This is a genomic window from Erwinia sp. PsM31 (assembly GCF_030433775.1).
In the GTDB taxonomy this organism is placed as follows: domain Bacteria; phylum Pseudomonadota; class Gammaproteobacteria; order Enterobacterales; family Enterobacteriaceae; genus Erwinia; species Erwinia aeris.
On record NZ_JARUWZ010000011.1, the window covers coordinates 15,060 to 31,636 of the forward strand.

General features: G+C 57.1%; 17 protein-coding genes. 7 read left to right on the forward strand and 10 right to left on the reverse strand.

Features of this window, described 5'->3' with window-relative positions:
• Positions 1-63 precede the first annotated feature (63 nt).
• The 7 genes from cysA to QCD69_RS10755 form a co-directional block, all read right to left on the reverse strand.
• Positions 64-1,158 carry a sulfate/thiosulfate ABC transporter ATP-binding protein CysA gene (cysA, locus tag QCD69_RS10725; RefSeq protein WP_253459460.1) on the reverse strand — a complete coding sequence of 365 codons (1,095 nt, stop codon included), beginning with the start codon at positions 1,156-1,158 and terminating at the stop codon, positions 64-66.
• Positions 1,155-2,015, reverse strand: a complete 861-nt coding sequence (gene cysW, locus QCD69_RS10730) for a sulfate/thiosulfate ABC transporter permease CysW (RefSeq protein ID WP_253459457.1) — start codon at positions 2,013-2,015, stop codon at positions 1,155-1,157. Before cysW ends, cysA begins: the two co-directional genes overlap by 4 nt.
• Entirely contained in the window at positions 2,015-2,848 is an 834-nt protein-coding gene (cysT, locus tag QCD69_RS10735) for a sulfate/thiosulfate ABC transporter permease CysT (RefSeq protein WP_253459455.1), read from the reverse strand. Before cysT ends, cysW begins: the two co-directional genes overlap by 1 nt.
• Positions 2,848-3,864 (reverse strand): sulfate ABC transporter substrate-binding protein, encoded by a 1,017-nt coding sequence (locus QCD69_RS10740; RefSeq protein WP_301251992.1) that lies wholly within the window; start codon positions 3,862-3,864, stop codon positions 2,848-2,850. The genes cysT and QCD69_RS10740 overlap by 1 nt, the downstream gene beginning before the upstream one ends.
• 345 nt (positions 3,865-4,209) lie before the next feature.
• Positions 4,210-4,821, reverse strand: coding sequence for an RpoE-regulated lipoprotein (locus QCD69_RS10745; protein ID WP_301251993.1), 612 nt, complete (start codon positions 4,819-4,821; stop codon positions 4,210-4,212).
• 94 nt (positions 4,822-4,915) lie between these two features.
• Positions 4,916-5,368 (reverse strand): DUF2919 domain-containing protein, encoded by a 453-nt coding sequence (locus QCD69_RS10750; RefSeq protein ID WP_301252080.1) that lies wholly within the window; start codon positions 5,366-5,368, stop codon positions 4,916-4,918.
• 19 nt (positions 5,369-5,387) lie between these two features.
• Positions 5,388-5,813 carry a GNAT family acetyltransferase gene (locus QCD69_RS10755; protein ID WP_125289591.1) on the reverse strand — a complete coding sequence of 142 codons (426 nt, stop codon included), beginning with the start codon at positions 5,811-5,813 and terminating at the stop codon, positions 5,388-5,390.
• Between the two features lie 276 nt (positions 5,814-6,089).
• On the opposite strand from QCD69_RS10755, the gene amiA reads away from it, so the two are divergent.
• The 6 genes from amiA to tkt all read left to right on the forward strand — a co-directional run bounded on the left by amiA (position 6,090) and on the right by tkt (position 12,639).
• Complete coding sequence (amiA, locus tag QCD69_RS10760) at positions 6,090-6,950, forward strand: N-acetylmuramoyl-L-alanine amidase AmiA (RefSeq protein ID WP_253459449.1); 861 nt, start codon at positions 6,090-6,092, stop codon at positions 6,948-6,950.
• A 48-nt stretch (positions 6,951-6,998) separates the two neighbouring features.
• Positions 6,999-7,907, forward strand: coding sequence for an oxygen-dependent coproporphyrinogen oxidase (gene hemF, locus QCD69_RS10765; RefSeq protein ID WP_253459447.1), 909 nt, complete (start codon positions 6,999-7,001; stop codon positions 7,905-7,907).
• A 116-nt stretch (positions 7,908-8,023) separates the two neighbouring features.
• Entirely contained in the window at positions 8,024-8,557 is a 534-nt protein-coding gene (locus QCD69_RS10770; RefSeq protein WP_301251994.1) for an RNase A-like domain-containing protein, read from the forward strand.
• Positions 8,550-9,218 (forward strand): contact-dependent growth inhibition system immunity protein, encoded by a 669-nt coding sequence (locus tag QCD69_RS10775; protein ID WP_301251996.1) that lies wholly within the window; start codon positions 8,550-8,552, stop codon positions 9,216-9,218. The genes QCD69_RS10770 and QCD69_RS10775 overlap by 8 nt, the downstream gene beginning before the upstream one ends.
• A gap of 376 nt (positions 9,219-9,594) precedes the next feature.
• Entirely contained in the window at positions 9,595-10,545 is a 951-nt protein-coding gene (gene tal, locus QCD69_RS10780) for a transaldolase (RefSeq protein ID WP_253459445.1), read from the forward strand.
• A gap of 93 nt (positions 10,546-10,638) precedes the next feature.
• Positions 10,639-12,639 (forward strand): transketolase, encoded by a 2,001-nt coding sequence (gene tkt / locus QCD69_RS10785; protein WP_253459443.1) that lies wholly within the window; start codon positions 10,639-10,641, stop codon positions 12,637-12,639.
• Here tkt and QCD69_RS10790 read toward each other — a convergent pair.
• Both QCD69_RS10790 and hprR read right to left on the reverse strand, forming a co-directional pair.
• Positions 12,636-14,015 carry a heavy metal sensor histidine kinase gene (locus tag QCD69_RS10790; protein ID WP_253459441.1) on the reverse strand — a complete coding sequence of 460 codons (1,380 nt, stop codon included), beginning with the start codon at positions 14,013-14,015 and terminating at the stop codon, positions 12,636-12,638. The genes tkt and QCD69_RS10790 overlap by 4 nt on opposite strands.
• The gene (gene hprR / locus QCD69_RS10795) at positions 14,008-14,688 is read right to left on the reverse strand and encodes a response regulator transcription factor HprR (RefSeq protein WP_253459439.1); all 681 of its coding nucleotides are present in this window, start codon (positions 14,686-14,688) and stop codon (positions 14,008-14,010) included. The genes QCD69_RS10790 and hprR overlap by 8 nt, the downstream gene beginning before the upstream one ends.
• Before the next feature lie 134 nt (positions 14,689-14,822).
• On the opposite strand from hprR, the gene hiuH reads away from it, so the two are divergent.
• Complete coding sequence (gene hiuH / locus QCD69_RS10800) at positions 14,823-15,233, forward strand: hydroxyisourate hydrolase (RefSeq protein ID WP_253461251.1); 411 nt, start codon at positions 14,823-14,825, stop codon at positions 15,231-15,233.
• A 100-nt stretch (positions 15,234-15,333) separates the two neighbouring features.
• On the opposite strand, the gene QCD69_RS10805 is transcribed toward hiuH, so the two are convergent.
• A complete protein-coding gene (locus tag QCD69_RS10805; protein WP_253459437.1) occupies positions 15,334-16,419 on the reverse strand; it encodes a DUF1176 domain-containing protein in 1,086 nt (361 codons plus the stop codon).
• Positions 16,420-16,577 lie beyond the last annotated feature (158 nt).

The window sequence follows — 16,577 nt, forward strand, 5'->3', positions numbered from 1 at the left end:
TGAAGAAGGCCTTACCGGCAAAAAAGGTCAGGCATAACCTGACCCGGATGGCGGTAGAAAATATCAGGCGCTCTGCGCAAAGGCAACCTGCCGCAGCGGCGTATCGCCTTTATAAAGGCGCGCCTGTTGCAGGCCGACAAAAAGACGCTCGCCGCGGATCGGCGCGGTTTGCTCGCCTTCCATCACTACGGTGATCGGTTCATGCTGCTCACCCCAGCCCGTGGGCTGTGCCACCAGCTGCCAGTAGTGGCCGCGCGGGCTGACTTCCAGCACCTGCACCGGCAGCGGCGTTTCCAGGCTGCTCTGGCGGCTGACGTCGATTTCCCACGGGCGCAGGAACAGTTCGACCGCACCCTGGTGCGCTGGCGCATAGCCCAGTGGCCAGCGATGCGCGCCGACATGGAACTGCGAACCGTGCACCTCAGCATCAAAGCGGTTCACTTCGCCCAGGAATTCCAGCACGAAACGGGTGGCCGGATCGCGCCATACTTCATCCGGCGCGCCAGCCTGCTCGATATTGCCCTGGCTCATCACCACCACGCGATCGGCGACTTCCATCGCCTCTTCCTGATCGTGGGTAACAAACACGCTGGTGAACTTCAGCTCTTCGTGCAGCTGTCGCAGCCAGCGGCGCAGCTCTTTACGCACCTGCGCATCCAGCGCGCCAAAGGGTTCATCAAGCAGCAGAATTTGCGGATCGACCGCCAGCGCACGCGCCAGCGCCACCCGCTGTTTCTGACCGCCGGAAAGCTGTGCCGGGAAACGCCCGGCCAGATGTCCCAGCTGCACCATCTCCAGCAGGCGCGTGACTTTTTCTTTAATGGCCGCCGCAGAAGGACGCTCGCGGCGCGGCAGCACGGTCAGTCCAAAAGCGATATTGTCGAACACCGTCATATGGCGAAACAGCGCATAGTGCTGGAATACAAAGCCGACGCGACGGTCGCGGGCGTGCAGCCGCGTCACATCGTTGCCGTGAAAGCTCAGACGGCCGCTGTTCTGGCTCTCCAGACCGGCGATAATACGCAGCAGCGTGGTTTTCCCGGAGCCGGACGGGCCCAGCAGCGCCACCATCTGACCAGAAGGGATATCCAGCGAAATATCGTTCAGCACTTTAGTCCGGCCAAAGGATTTGTTGATGTTACTGATTTCAATGCTCATTGTTCCCCCTCCCGTTGCGCGCGGCGTTCTAAACGCCATTGCAGCGCGCTTTTCAGAAACAGCGTGACTATCGCCATCAGGGTCAGCAGCGCGGCGGCGGTAAAAGCGCCCACGCTGTTGTAGTCCTGATGCAGCAATTCTACCTGTAGCGGCAGCGTGTAGGTTTCGCCGCGAATCGATCCCGAAACCACCGAAACCGCGCCAAACTCGCCAATCGCGCGCGCGTTAGTTAATACCAGGCCGTACAGCAGCGCCCAGCGGATATTTGGCAGCGTAACGCGCCAGAACATCTTCCAGCCGGAGGCGCCAAGCAGCACCGCGGCTTCATCTTCGCTGCTGCCCTGGCTCAGCATCACCGGCACCAGTTCGCGCACCACAAACGGACAGGTCACGAAGATAGTGACCATCGCCATACCCGGCCAGGAGAACATCAGCTGAATGCTGTGCTCGTCCAGCCAGCCGCCCGCCGGGCCGTTTACGCCCCAGAACAGCAGATACATCAGCCCCGCCACCACCGGCGACACGGCAAAAGGAATATCAAACAGCGTCAGCAGCAGCTGGCGGCCGGGAAAGGTGAAGCGCGTCACCAGCCAGGCCAGCAGCGTGCCGAACACCAGGTTAACCGGCACGGTGATCAGCGCCATCAGCACGGTCAGCCAGATGGCGTGCAGCATGTCGCCATCTTTCAGGTTGCTGAACATCGCCGTCACGCCGTCGGAAAAGGCGCTGGCGAAAATAGCGATAAGCGGCACCACCAGCAGGCCGAGCGAGACGATCATGCCCGTGGCGATCAGCAGCCATTTGCCCCAGCGCGGACGCTCGCGTCCAACGTGATTCAGTTCGGTAACGTCAGCCATTATTGACCTCCAAGACGACGGCCAAAGCGGCTTTGTAGAGTGTTAATCGCAAACAGCAGCAGCAGCGAGGCGGCCAGGATCACTGAAGCGATGGCGCTGGCTGCCGGATAGTCGAACTCCTGCAGACGCACGAAAATCATCAGCGAGGTCACCTCGGTTTTCCAGGCGATATTACCGGCAATAAAGATCACCGCGCCGAACTCGCCCAGGCTGCGGGTAAAAGAGAGCGCCGTGCCGGCCAGCAGCGCCGGGCCAACTTCCGGCAGCACCACGCGGCGGAAGCTCTGAAACGGTGTGGCGCCGAGGGTTTCCGCCGCCTCTTCATATTCCGGGCCAAGCTCTTCCAGCACCGGCTGCACCGTGCGCACCACGAAAGGAATGCTGGTAAAGGCCATCGCCACGGCGATCCCCAGCCAGGTGTAGGAAACTTTAATATCGAACTGCGCCAGCCACTGCCCGTACCAGCCGTTCACGGAAAAAAGCCCGGCCAGCGTCAGGCCCGCTACCGCCGTCGGCAGCGCAAAAGGCAGATCCATTAAGCCATCCAGCAGCGCGCGCCCCGGAAAACGGTAGCGCGTCAGGATCCAGGCCATCAGCATGCCGAAAAAGGCGTTAAACACCGAGGCGACGCCCGCCGACAGCAGCGTCACCTTATAGGCGGCAATCATCTGGGGATTGGTTACCACATCCCAGTACTGTGCCAGCGTCATCTCAGACAGCTGCATCAGCAGCGCGCTGATCGGCAACAGCAGGATCAGACAGGTAAAAAACAGACTACTGCCCAGGCTCAGTCCAAAGCCGGGCAGCACGCGCTTACTTTTAGTGGCAAACATTACTCACGTCCCGCTGCTAACAACTTATCCAGTTCGCCACCGCTGGCGAACTGCGTTTTCATGACCTGCTCCCAGCTGCCGAATACCTGTTCCACGCGGAACAAATCGACGGCCGGAAAGCGCTGCCGCTGCTGCGCCATCAGCTCAGGATTATTTACGCGGTAATAATATTGAGTGATGATTTTCTGCGCCGCAGGCGTGTAGAGATAGTTCAGGTACGCTTTGGCCGCTTTTTCCGTATGGTTGGCCGCCACGTTTTTATCGATCCATGTGACCGGGAACTCCGCCAGCACGTTGCTGTGCGGGACAATCACCTCAAAATCCTGCTGCGGGTACTGATTACGGATAGTGTTCACTTCCGACTCAAAAGTGATCAGCACGTCGCCAAGCCCGCGCTCGACGAAAGTGGTGGTCGCGCCGCGCCCGCCGGTATCAAAAACCTCGACGTTTTTAAGGAACTGCGCCATAAACCGTTCGGTTTTTGCTTTGTCGTGTCCGTCCGCTTTATCCGCCGCGCCCCACGCCGCCAGCCAGGTATAACGACCATTGCCGGAGGTTTTTGGATTAGGAAATATCAGCTTTACGTCGCTTTTGACCAGGTCGCGCCAGTCATGGATCTGCTTTGGATTGCCCTTGCGCACCAGAAAAGCCATGGTGGAATAGAAAGGCGAGCTGTTGTTGGGCAAACGCTGCTGCCAGTCCGCCGGAATGAGGTTGCCGCGATCGTGCAGGATCTGCACGTCGGTCAACTGGTTATAGGTTACGACATCGGCTTTCAGGCCCTGCAAAATGGCCAGCGCCTGTTTGGACGACCCGGCGTGTGACTGCCTGATCGTCAGCTTGTCGCCGCCGTTTTGCTGCGCCCAACGCTGTTCAAAAGGCGTGTTCAGGGCCGCAAACAGTTCGCGTGAGACATCATAAGAGCTGTTCAGCAGCTCTGTCGCCTGGGCTGACCCGGCCAGCAGCAGCAGAACGGCGCCGCTACAGATTTTTTTCAGTGTGGTCATGCTGTTCATCCCGGAATGATGGCCCGTCTCACGGCCTGAGAGGGTTCAGTTTATTTATAACCACACGAAAAGGAGTAACTGTTTTATATACCGTTTGGTGATTTGGAAGTTTAAAAAGCTATAAGCGGGCGGGACAGGTTATGCAGCGGGCAGAAATAGAAAGCCTGTTTGAAGCAACGATCGCGCAAGGGGAACACCATGTCCAGGGAACTGTCGCGGATACGCCGGGCGGCGTGTGCTGGCTGCGCGCGTGGAACGATCGGGAAAGGGACAGCAAGCGCAATGACTATCCCGATCTGTTTCTGATAACGGTAGCGGCGGCTATCTGTCCTGTGACACACAGCCGCAGGCCAATCAGAGGCGCCAGACGATCTGGCTTACCTGCCATTTCTTCAGCGTATCATCAGACGGCAACAGCCCTTCCGGCCCGTGCCATTCGCCGGTAAAGACGTAGCTGATATGCTGGCTGTCCGGCGCGCGGCACTCTACTCCCTTGCCGCCAGCAGCCTTCTGACAGGCACCGAAAGCGCGGCTATAGAGGTCGCTAAAAGGCGTGCCGATCTTCACACCAGAGGTAGTCTGGATGCTGTCATCCATCACCCGCACCTCGCTGACGCTGGTTTCGCCCGTGATTTCCAGCTTCACCTCTTTGCCGTCGAGCGCCTGGAAGAAGGTGATAACCTTGCCGTTTTCGCCGCGCATCCCTTTACGTATCTGATAGTCGTCGTTCAGCGCTTCGCCAACCGCCTGCTCGTTCATCGCGGTCGCGCCGTTCAGGCCGCCAACGCCCTGCTCGCTGACCTCAGTAGCAGAACCGAACCAGTGCCAGGGCGAGAGGCTGGACCAGGAATAGGTCAGCGGGTTCCACCAGGTGGCCCCGTGAGTGGCCGGTGCGGCGTCGCCGGAACTGGCGCAGCCAGCCAGCATAACGGCCGCGGCCAGGGCTAAAGGACGAACGGTTTTCATGAAAACTCCTGACAAAAAGAGAGGCGGCTGCCATAGCACAACGCCTTTTACGGCAGCCCCAAAGAAAGGTTGGAGTACGGATCGGCAGAAAAGTTTATTCGAGGTGCTGCTCTGACGCAAAACAGTCGCGCAGCCGCGCGCTGAAGGCAAACCAGCCCAGCGCCAGCAGATCGAAACCGGTAAACAGGATCATCCACGGCGACAGCGTGTCCTCGCCCAGCCAGAGGCTGGCGAACTGCACGCAGAGCATCACGGCCAGCGACAGGCAGAGTACCCAGCGCCACGCCTGCCAGAGCCGCGGCAGACGCTGGCGATAGCCGGTCAGCAGCAGCCCTACCGCCGCAGGCACGCCCAGCGCAATGCCCGTCCAGAACGCGCGCGTATCCGGATAGAACAGCGCCAGCAGCGCCGTGCCCTGATCGCGAGAGGCACCGGCCATAATAAACAGTAGCCAGGTGCGCGCCTGCAGCAGCAGCACGCCCCAGAAGGCCAGCGGCAGCTTCAGCTGGCCTTTGGCATCGTAGTCGTCGGGCGTGTAGAGGCACATGGCGGAACGGTCGGCTGGCTTAATATTCGCGGTCTTCAATCAGGCGCTTACCAAGTAACATGCTGTCCTGCGTCTCGTAGTCCAGCTTTTCATAGAAACCCAACACCGCGTCGTTCTCTTCCCGCACCATCACGTTGATTTTCGGACAGCCGCGCGCAATCAGCTTTTTTTCAAGCCGGTTGATCAGCGCATTGGCGAAGCCACGGCCCTGATAGTCGGGATGCACGCCCAGATAGTAGGCTGAACCGCGATGGCCATCATAACCGCCCATCAGCGTACCGACCACGGCGCCACCGACCACCGCCACCAGAAACAGGTCGGGATCGTGATTAAGTTTGCGCTCAATATCCATTTCCGGATCGTTCCACGGGCGCAGCAGATCGCAGCGTTCCCACAGGGTGATCACTTCTTCAAAATCGTCCTGGCTAAATACGCGAATTTCCATAGCGTTGTCCCAGATGTTAACCACAATTCGCTGATTATCGCGGTTTCTTTCGCGGGCGCAACCCTCCGAAGAGATAATTGCCAGAAAGTGGCAGAAAGCGGCTACATAATCCCCAGATAGCACGCGATCGCTTTTCCAGCTGGCTGCATGAGCAGTGAATTTACGCTGCCGTTAGCGGCCTGAAATAAAAAGTAAAACGTTGAAATAGTTCCCGCCTCGCTGTCGTCTTATTGTTACGATATAACAGTAAGCACTTTGCGCCCTGAGGATGTTGTAATGAAAAAGTTTGGCCCGATGACCCCGCTTACTTCCCGCCGTCAGCTGCTGCTTTCCGGCCTGGCGCTGGCGCTGCTGGGCGGCAGTGCCGCCAGGGCAAAAGAAGCACCGCTTAAAACAGCATCCGCGCACGGGGCCACGCCGCCTAAAGCAAAGGGTAAAAGGATTGTGATGATCGATCCCGGCCACGGCGGCATCGATTCTGGCGCGGTAGGTGAAGAAGGTTCGGAAGAAAAACACGTGGTGCTGGAGATAGCCGGACATATCCGTCAGATGCTGAGCGATCATCCTCATATCGAGGCGCGACTGACGCGGGATAACGATCGCTTTATCCCGCTGGGCGAGCGCGTGGAAATTGCACACCAGCACGGCGCCGATCTTTTTATGTCGATACACGCCGACGGTTTTACCAGCCCCGATGCCAACGGCGCTTCGGTTTTCGCCCTTTCTAACCGTGGTGCCAGCAGCCGAATGGCCCGCTATCTGTCCGAGCGCGAAAACGCTGCCGATGCCGTGGGCGGCGTCAAGGTAGCGCAAAAGGATCACTATCTACAGCAGGTGCTGTTTGATTTGGTGCAGACCGATACGATTAAAAATAGCCTGACGCTGGGCAAGCACGTGCTGAGCCAGATCCGGCCGATTCACCATTTGCACAGTCAGCATCCCGAGCAGGCCGCTTTTGCCGTGCTGAAATCGCCTTCTATCCCTTCGGTGCTGGTGGAAACCTCTTTTATTACCAACCCCGCCGAAGAGCGCTTGCTGGGCACCACCGCTTTCCGTCGGAAAATCGCCGGCGCTATAGTGGATGGCGTTATCAGCTATTTTAATGAGTTCGATGCCAACAACCGCCGCCCCGGCTAGGGCATTTTGACGTATACTTCGCGCGTCATTTTACAGTCAGGCAAAACCATGAATACACCCGATATCGCCCTGGTAAAGCAGTTTCTGCTCAGGTTACAGGACACAATCTGTCAGCAGCTGGCGCAGGCTGACGGCAAGGCGCAGTTTGCGGAAGACAGCTGGACGCGCGAAGGCGGCGGCGGCGGCAGAAGCCGCGTGCTGCGCAACGGCGCGGTGTTTGAACAGGCTGGCGTTAACTTTTCTCATGTGCACGGCGACCAGATGCCCGCCTCCGCCACCGCGCACCGGCCGGAGCTGGCCGGCCGCAGTTTTGAAGCGATGGGCGTATCGCTGGTGATCCATCCGTCCAATCCTTACGTGCCCACCAGCCACGCCAACGTGCGCTTTTTTATTGCCGAAAAGCCGGGCGCCGACCCGGTATGGTGGTTCGGCGGCGGTTTCGATATGACGCCTTACTATGGCTTTACGGAAGACGCGGTGCACTGGCATCAAACCGCGGCCGATCTCTGTCAGCCCTTTGGCGAAGAGGTCTATCCGCGCTACAAAAAGTGGTGTGACGACTATTTCTTTATCAAACACCGTAACGAACAGCGCGGCATCGGCGGCCTGTTTTTTGACGATTTGAACACGCCGGATTTTGACCACTGTTTTCGCTTTATGCAGGCGGTCGGCGAAGGCTTCCTCAACGCTTATTTGCCGATAGTGGCGCGGCGCAAAACGCTGCCGTGGGGCGAGCGCGAGCGCCAGTTCCAGCTTTACCGCCGTGGCCGCTATGTAGAGTTCAACCTGGTGTGGGATCGCGGCACGCTGTTTGGTCTGCAGACCGGCGGCCGTACCGAATCCATTCTGATGTCGATGCCGCCGCTGGTACGCTGGGAATACGACTACCAGCCGCAGCCGGGCACGCCGGAAGCCGCGCTGTACACCGATTTCCTGCCGGTTAAAGCCTGGATTTAATTATTCAGCCTGTTATGCGAGACCGCTTCAAAAGTTAGCAGCCGCTGCTATCACTTACCTTAAGCCTGTCATATTATTGTGAGAGGCTTAAAATATTTATGCTAAGTGAGACCTGAATGGATCTGTGGAATCAGCCTTTGACAGTTGACGTTGAGGCAAAGCGGCTGACTGACATCATGTCAGATATCATGAAAACCGATTTAAGACAGCATGAGGCACCCACAAAACCCGGCGGCCATACGCTTGCGCGTCACGTTAATAAAACAGATACGGAACTGAATGCGCGATTTTCTCAGCCCCGTGCACCTTCCAAAAACGGCGGCTTTTATCACGATAGAGAATTTGTGGAAACCATTATCGCTAAGGCTCTGCTGTCAAATCTTGAAAAAGTGTATGATTGGTATACAACGCCAAAAACGGCTGGTGCGGCAGCTGGAAGCGATGAGGATGAAGTCCGGGATTTAGCAGTGGAATATACGAATAATTATCCCATCGGACGTTTTTTTCGTCGCCATCCCGCAGGCGGTGCGCCGATAGTTAGCAGGACATTAATTGTTATCCTGCAATGGGCGGAAGAAGGCCTGACGATTCATGATCGTGACAAGTTTATTTTGACGGCTTATCCAAAACCGGAGACGACTTATGATTGACAGCTACCCGCGATTGAAACAGCTAATGATGACGTACATCAATATGGATGCTGAAGAGATCACCGGCGAAGATACGCTTGAAGGAATGCTTCGTTATTACACGACTCGCGTTTCCGGTAAAGCGATCCGGGAACTGCTGGCCGAAGTTTCTGCTTTCCGGCAGGCATATCAGGACGATCTTGACACCGCCTTTTTACGCCGTTTCGATTATGGTGCCGATATTCCTGACGTAGCGTCATTTTTTTCAACCATTGAGCAAGTGCTGGCCAGTAAGCAGCCTGCGCAAGCTGACAAGCCGGCCTTAACTTTAACGACGCCGATTAACGAGCAAAGTACGGTAGCAAATGTGTTACTGAAAGCTATTGCCCGTGTCGGCTTCAAAGCGTTTTTAAATGAAATGGAGTCTTCAGACGCTGTCAGGGCGCTGGTAAAGTCGCTGCGCGGTTCCGCATTCCCGGAAAACGAGGCGCAAGCTTCACTATCCTTTCAGAAAGATCTTTATCATCAGCTGGTGAACTTGACGCTTAATACCTATGGCCCTGAAAGCAGCGAGTATCAACATGCTCTAAAGAGCGCCGTTAAGCATTCAGGCTATCTGCAAGAGAGATCGCAGGGGACAACCGATTATAAAAACTTTTCTGAACAACTCCCCAAACACTAGCTCACGATAAACAAGCAGCCGGTGGCGGAGGCATTGTCCCCGGTAGCCCGGCTGGATGTGTTCCATGATTCCAAAAAAGTAGCAGCCAGTGCTACCGCCTGCCGTAATCCTGAAGAAGTGCTACACTTTCAGGTACCGCGTTTTACCAGCCATTGGGCTAACCCATTGCAACAATCAGAGAAAACGCATTCCCATTACAGGACGTCTGATGCAATGTTTGGCCTGAGAATAATCCACCGCGTCGGAAGCCGGCCCTGCGTAAATGCACAGGATTGCGGCCCGGTTCGTTCGCTATTGGGCTTTGTAGCCCGGCGACAGCCGATGTTCCGGCACGGTCATCATTAGTTTTGCAGATTGCCCATCAAGGAGCCATGAGATGAACCAGCTAGACGCACTGAAACAATACACCACCGTGGTGGCGGACAGTGGCGATATCGAATCTATTCGTAATTATCACCCTGAAGATGCCACCACCAACCCATCTCTGATCCTGAAAGCCTCCAGCCTCGACTCTTACAAGCACCTGATCACCGACGCTATCGACTACGCCAAAAAACAGGGCGGCAGCAAAGAGACGCAAATCATCAACGCCAGCGACAAAGTCAACGTCAACCTCGGTATGGAAATCCTGAAAAGCGTGCCTGGCCGCGTTTCTACCGAGGTGGACGCTCGCCTGTCGTTTGACCGCGGCATGTGCGTGACCAAAGCCGAGAAGCTGGTGAGAATGTACGAAGACAACGGTATCGACCGTTCACGTATTCTGATCAAGCTCGCTTCCACCTGGGAAGGCATCCGCGCGGCGGAAGAGCTGGAGAAAAACGGCATCAACTGTAACCTGACGCTGCTGTTCTCCTTTGCCCAGGCGCGCGCCTGTGCGGAAGCGGGCGTGTTCCTGATTTCGCCGTTTGTCGGCCGTATCTACGACTGGTACAACACCCGCAAGCCGCTTGACCCTTATGTGGTGGATGAAGATCCAGGCGTGGTTTCCGTTCGTAAAATCTACGAGTACTACAAGCAGCACCGCTATAACACCATCATCATGGGCGCCAGCTTCCGTAAAACGGAACAAATCATCGCGCTGGCGGGCTGCGATCGCCTGACTATTTCACCAAACCTGCTGGAAGAGCTGCAGGCCAGCGACGCGCCGGTTGAGCGCAAGCTGACGCCGTCAACTGAAGCTTTCCACCAGCCTGCTCCGCTTTCTGAATCGGAGTTCCGCTGGGAGCACAATCAGGATCCTATGGCGGTAGAAAAACTGGCCGAAGGTATCCGCCAGTTTGCCGTTGACCAACAGCACCTGGAAGACGTGCTGGCCGCTAAGCTGTAATTTCGTTCACGGGCCTCCCCGACGCGCGTCGGGGAAAGTCGCCCGACGTTTATTTGCCCAGTTCGTCCCCCCAAAAATATCAGGGAGAAAAATATGTCTTCACGTAGAGAGTTGGCTAATGCAATCCGTGCGCTGAGTATGGATGCGGTGCAAAAAGCCAAATCGGGTCACCCAGGCGCCCCAATGGGCATGGCAGATATTGCAGAAGTGCTGTGGCGCGACTTTTTGCATCACAACCCGACTAACCCTGCCTGGGCCGATCGCGACCGTTTTATCCTTTCCAACGGTCACGGCTCCATGCTGCTGTACAGCCTGCTGCACCTGAGCGGCTATGACCTGCCGATTGAAGAACTGAAAAACTTCCGCCAGCTGCATTCCAAAACGCCGGGCCACCCGGAAATCGGCTACACGCCAGGCGTGGAAACCACTACCGGCCCGCTGGGTCAGGGTCTGGCCAACGCCGTGGGTCTGGCGATTGCCGAACGCACGCTGGCCGCGCAGTTTAACCGTCCCGATCATGAGATCGTCGATCACCATACCTATGTGTTTATGGGCGACGGCTGCCTGATGGAAGGTATCTCGCATGAAGTTTGCTCGCTGGCCGGCACGCTGGGCCTTGGCAAGCTGATCGGTTTCTACGATCACAACGGCATTTCGATCGACGGCGAAGTGGAAGGCTGGTTCAGCGATGATACCGCCAAGCGTTTTGAAGCCTACAACTGGCATGTGATCAGCGAAGTAGACGGTCACGACGCCGAAGCGGTAGCGAAAGCGATCAAAGAAGCGCAGAGCGTGACCGATAAGCCTTCTCTGATCATCTGCCGTACCATTATCGGCTACGGTTCGCCAAACAAAGCCGGTAAAGAAGAAGCGCACGGCGCGGCGCTGGGCGATGAAGAGATCGCACTGACCCGCAAACAGCTGGGCTGGAACTATCCGCCGTTCGAAATCCCGCAGGAAATTTACGCACAGTGGGATGCCAAAGAAGCGGGCCAGCAGTACGAGAAAGCGTGGAACGACAAGTTCGCAGCTTATAAAGCGGCTTATCCGGAACTGGCGAAAGAGTACGCTCGTCGTATGGATGGCGGCATGCCGGAAAACTGGCAGCAGGAAACGCAGAAGTTTATCGAAGAGCTGCAGGCTAATCCGGCGAAAATCGCCAGCCGTAAAGCTTCCCAGAACTCGCTGGAAGCCTATGGCAAGCTGCTGCCGGAATTCCTGGGCGGTTCCGCTGACCTGGCGCCAAGCAACCTGACTATCTGGTCCGGTTCCAAATCGATTAAAGACGACCTGGCGGGTAACTATATCCACTACGGCGTGCGCGAATTCGGTATGACCGCTATCGCTAACGGCATCGCGCATCACGGCGGCTTTGTGCCTTACACCGCTACCTTCCTGATGTTCGTCGAGTATGCGCGTAACGCCGTGCGTATGGCGGCGCTGATGAAGGCGCGTCAGATCCTGGTCTACACACACGACTCCATCGGTCTGGGCGAAGATGGCCCGACGCACCAGCCGGTTGAGCAGATCGCCAGCCTGCGCGTTACGCCAAACATGAGCGTCTGGCGTCCTTGCGATCAGGTAGAAACCGCCGTGGCCTGGAAACACGCGATTGAGCGCCACCACGGCCCGACCGCGCTGATCCTTTCCCGTCAGAACCTGGCGCAGCCGGAGCGTACCAAAGAGCAGCTGGAAAACATCTCTCGCGGTGCCTACGTGCTGAAAGATAGCGAAGGCACGCCGGAAGTGATCCTGATCGCAACCGGTTCTGAAGTGGAAATCACGCTGGGCGCGGCAGCAAAACTGACCGCCAACGGCCATAAAGTTCGCGTGGTGTCTATGCCTTCAACCGACCTGTTTGATAAGCAGGATCTGGCCTATCGCGAATCGGTGCTGCCTTCCGGCGTTACCGCTCGCGTGGCGGTGGAAGCGGGCATCGCAGACTACTGGTATAAGTATGTCGGCCTGAACGGCGCGATTGTCGGGATGACCACCTTTGGTGAGTCCGCACCGGCAGAGAAGCTGTTTAACGAGTTTGGCTTCACGGTGGAAAACATCGTCAGCCATGCAGAAAAACTGCTGAAGCCTCACTAAGCCTGTTCTCCTGCCCGCCCCTGGCGGGCAGGAGTCTCACCGCCCAGCCTGATACCAAACAGATTTTCCCCTTCGCGATGCTGATACCAGGCGTAGCCGCCGTGCAGTTCCGCAATAGCTTTAACCAGCGCCAGACCCAGTCCCGATCCCACGCTGTTGCGCGCCTCGTCTCCGCGCCAGAAGCGCTCAAATAATTTTTCCGTCTCCGCCAAAGGCTCACCCTTATTACCCACGGCTATATCGACAGCTTCTCCTGTCGCCTCGGTTTTTATGCGAACCAGCGTGTTTTCCGGCGCGTGGCGAACGGCATTGGTAATCAGATTGACCAGCGCCCGCTGAAACAGCATTTTATCGGCCTGAATATCGCCTTCCGCCTCCAGCGCAAAACGTAGCCCTTTTTCTTCCGCCAGCGGCTCCAGAAAATCGGTGATATTTTCCAGCGTGTCGGGCAGCGAAAAAACCTCTTTTCTGAGCGCCACGTTGTGGTGATCGGCTCTGGCCAGGAACAGAATGTTGTCGGTCAGGCGAGAGAGATTCTCCAGCTCTTCGATATTTCCTTCCAGCAGCTGCTGGTACGCTTCCGGCGTGCGCTCCTGCCCCAGCGCGACCTGATTCTGGCTGAGCATCACGTTGACCGGCGTGCGGAGCTCATGTGCCAGATCGTCGGCAAATCGGGTCAGCCGGGTAAAATCGTGCGCCAGGCGGCTGCGCATCACGTTAAGCGCCTCGCCCAGCGGCAGCAGCTCGCGGGGCAGAGTATTCAGTGGAACGCTGTCAGAAAGCCTGTCGGCGTGGGTGGCCGCGGTGATTTTGCTGAGCGCGCCTATGGCTCTTAGTCCCCGCCGGATCAGCAGAGGACTCAGGATAGCCCCAAGCATCAGCGCAGCCAGGCACACCAGCAGGCTTTCCTGGCGATACTGCTCCAGCATTTTGGCTCTTTCGCGCGCCAGCCGCGCTACGGTCAGCGTCACCGCGCCGCCGTTCGATTCGCCTTGCAGACTGAGAATGGTTAGCTCTTCACCTTCTTTGGTGCGCTGTCGGCGAAGCACGCCCGGCTGGTTTTCTGCGGTCAGCGCCGCCAGCCCAATGCCCGTCTGGTTAATCGTCACGTCCGGCCCCGCAGCCTGACGGATCAGCAGGATATCCTGCTGCGTGTCCACCATGCGGCTGAAATAAAGCGGCAGCATTTCCGGCTTCGCGCCATCCTGCAACAGCTGGCGCAGCTGAAGCGCCCGATTAATCAGCGTGCGATCGTCACGCCAGATCAGCTCGTGGCGTAACGCGCCGTAAAGCGTCAGCGTGATGCCGCCGCAGGCCGCCGCCATAATCAGCACAAAAATGATCGTGAGTCGGGCCGTCAGCGAGATCTTACGCATGCGGTTCTCCCGGCTCTGCCAGCCGGTATCCCATCCCGCGCACGGTGTCGATCAGTTTCGGCTCATAGGGGTCGTCTATCTTGCGGCGCAAACGGCGGATGGCTACGTCAACCGTGTTCGTTTCGCTGTCAAAATTAATGCCCCAGACCTCGCTGGCGATCAGCGTTCTCGGCACTATTTCTCCGCGTCGGCTGGCAAGCAGCCACAGCAGCGCGAATTCTCTACGGGTCAGCGCGACCGATTCGCCCTGCCGGCTGGCCGTCTGCCGCACCGAATCCATGACCAGATCGCCAACCGTCAGCACCGCTTGTGTAGGGTGATTCTGGCGCAGCTGCGCTCTGATGCGGGCCAGCAGCTCGGCAAAAGAGAAAGGTTTGACCAGGTAATCATTGGCGCCCAGCTCCAGCCCTTTAACACGATCGTTTACCGAATCTCTTGCCGTCAGGCAAATTACCGGCGTGGCGCGGGCGGTACGCAGCGAGCGTAATACCTGCCATCCGTCCATGCCGGGCAGCATGATATCCAGTACGATAAGCGCATAGTTCTGGCTCAGGGCCAGGTGCAGTCCGTCGCGGCCGTCGGTGACGCTGTCCACCACAAATCCGGCTTCGCGCAGGCCCTGACAAAGCCAGTCGCTGGCTTTCTGGTTATCTTCAATCAGCAATAGTTTCATAAGCACAAGTCTGCCACGAGGCGGAAATTTTGTCCCCGAACTTCAGCCAATCTGACATTTTTGTCATGCTCGCGTCAGGTTGTTTCCCTTTGTTCTACGTTATAAAGAGGCATATTCAAACAGGAGAAGTGATGATGAAACAATATTTCAACGCGGCAGCGCTGGCGCTGGCCCTTACCGCTTCTGCCTCCGCGATGGCCGCAGAGCAGAATCTTTTAAGCGTACACGTGCTGAACCAGCAAACTGGCAAACCGGCATCGAATGTGGAAGTTACGCTGGAGCAGAAACAGGACGCGGGCTGGAAATTCCTTAACAAGGCCAGCACCGATAAGGATGGACGTATTAAACAGTTCTGGCCTGCGCAGCCTGCAGCCACCGGCGATTACCGCGTCGTATTTAAAACCGGACGCTATTTTAGCGAGCAAAAGCAGGAGAGCTTCTTCCCGGAGATCCCGGTAGAGTTTCATATCAGCAACACGGCCGAGCATTATCATGTGCCGCTGCTGCTTAGCCAGTACGGCTACTCAACCTATCGCGGCAGCTGATCGCGTAAACGGGCGCCTCACCGGGCTGGGGCGCCGTGAATCAGGTAAAAGCTTTGCGCTTTTCTACGCCGTTCAGGAAAGCATACTCAATGAAGCCTTTTCACTCCGTAGACGCCTGCTCTGGCGCAGGCGGCATATCCCTTTTGCTGGTCCAGAGCGTCGGCCAGTCGTCGCTGCCGTGCCAGGCATCGCAGGTTCCCTCTTCCGCATATTCCGTCAGCACAAACTCGCGCCCGTCATACTGCCAGCGGGTAGCCGTACCGCAGTCGCCAAGGCCTCTTCCTTTGCCAAACGTCAGCAGCTCGCCGCGGCTGGCATCATAATCGGCATTGATCAGCTCCAGCTTTTTTTCTCCATGACGCGGCGGCGTAAAAGGCAGCGTCAGGGTCAATCCTCTGGCCATATAGGGCTGGCTGCGGGTGACCTCGAAAGCAAGATCGATAACGTTATAGGCACCCATTTCACAGCTGACCAGCAACAGGGCTTTTTTATCGTTCAGCGGCGCGACGCTGACCTGGCGACGCTGAGGATCCAACGAGCAGCGATCGGTATTGACGCGCCAGGTGCCGTAATCCAGCAGGCCGGTAGTTTCTTCACGCGTCAGGGCGGGCGGCACCGGTTGCAGACGGGGAGCTTCGGGGAAATCGGGCGGTGGCGGCACGTCCATTGCCGGACGTTCACCCTTTTTAATCCAGGCGCTCATGCCGTTGACCCGCCCCTGGATATCATCCATCAGCAGCAGCGCCGCTTTCAGGCCGTGCAGCGAGATAGTGGCGCGCGGCCGATAAAGCAGCTGTAGATTATCAGCGTCCATCACCAGCGACAGAAACTCATTGATGGAGATAGCATGGCCGGTAGAAAGGTGATGCGGCTGAACCTCCCAATGTTTTAAATCGGGCTTCAGCCGCTGGCCGTCCAGCAGCAGATTGTCCTGCAAAGGCGCGCCGCTCAGCTTGCCGGTATAGCGACTGCCGTAATCAATACGCAGAAAGGGCCGATCGTTAACGCCGGCATGACGACTGATGGTCATCACCAGCCCGTTGACGCCCGGCACGCTCCGGGCCACGCAGTAGTTCTGGTTATTACAGGTTATCTGCCAGTCAGAAAAGGTTTTTTGCAGGGGTTCGGCATGCAGTCCGGCGGCAAAAAACAGCAGCGCCAAAGGTAACTTTATCCAATAATGCATCGATACCCGTATCCCCGAATGACAGTTAAGCAGTAAGCATAGCGTAGCGGTTATCGCTCGGCACAATTAAATCAGCCGCAGCGCATTAAAAGAATAATTACCCGCTTTAATTATATTGAACTTTATGTGCAGGCGGCTCAATCAGATAAATCGGACAA

Bases quoted from the DNA above. Each gene is read 5' to 3' on its own strand.
- QCD69_RS10770 (WP_301251994.1), top strand. From the start codon at position 8,024: ATGGATCTGTGGAATCAGCCTTTGACAGTTGACGTTGAGGCAAAGCGG.
- QCD69_RS10745 (WP_301251993.1), bottom strand. From the start codon at position 4,821: ATGAAAACCGTTCGTCCTTTAGCCCTGGCCGCGGCCGTTATGCTGGCT.
- cysA (WP_253459460.1), bottom strand. From the start codon at position 1,158: ATGAGCATTGAAATCAGTAACATCAACAAATCCTTTGGCCGGACTAAA.
- amiA (WP_253459449.1), top strand. From the start codon at position 6,090: ATGAAAAAGTTTGGCCCGATGACCCCGCTTACTTCCCGCCGTCAGCTG.
- QCD69_RS10805 (WP_253459437.1), bottom strand. From the start codon at position 16,419: ATGCATTATTGGATAAAGTTACCTTTGGCGCTGCTGTTTTTTGCCGCC.
- tal (WP_253459445.1), top strand. From the start codon at position 9,595: ATGAACCAGCTAGACGCACTGAAACAATACACCACCGTGGTGGCGGAC.
- hemF (WP_253459447.1), top strand. From the start codon at position 6,999: ATGAATACACCCGATATCGCCCTGGTAAAGCAGTTTCTGCTCAGGTTA.
- QCD69_RS10755 (WP_125289591.1), bottom strand. From the start codon at position 5,813: ATGGAAATTCGCGTATTTAGCCAGGACGATTTTGAAGAAGTGATCACC.
- QCD69_RS10775 (WP_301251996.1), top strand. From the start codon at position 8,550: ATGATTGACAGCTACCCGCGATTGAAACAGCTAATGATGACGTACATC.
- QCD69_RS10750 (WP_301252080.1), bottom strand. From the start codon at position 5,368: ATGTGCCTCTACACGCCCGACGACTACGATGCCAAAGGCCAGCTGAAG.
- tkt (WP_253459443.1), top strand. From the start codon at position 10,639: ATGTCTTCACGTAGAGAGTTGGCTAATGCAATCCGTGCGCTGAGTATG.
- cysW (WP_253459457.1), bottom strand. From the start codon at position 2,015: ATGGCTGACGTTACCGAACTGAATCACGTTGGACGCGAGCGTCCGCGC.
- QCD69_RS10790 (WP_253459441.1), bottom strand. From the start codon at position 14,015: ATGCGTAAGATCTCGCTGACGGCCCGACTCACGATCATTTTTGTGCTG.
- hprR (WP_253459439.1), bottom strand. From the start codon at position 14,688: ATGAAACTATTGCTGATTGAAGATAACCAGAAAGCCAGCGACTGGCTT.
- cysT (WP_253459455.1), bottom strand. From the start codon at position 2,848: ATGTTTGCCACTAAAAGTAAGCGCGTGCTGCCCGGCTTTGGACTGAGC.
- hiuH (WP_253461251.1), top strand. From the start codon at position 14,823: ATGAAACAATATTTCAACGCGGCAGCGCTGGCGCTGGCCCTTACCGCT.
- QCD69_RS10740 (WP_301251992.1), bottom strand. From the start codon at position 3,864: ATGAACAGCATGACCACACTGAAAAAAATCTGTAGCGGCGCCGTTCTG.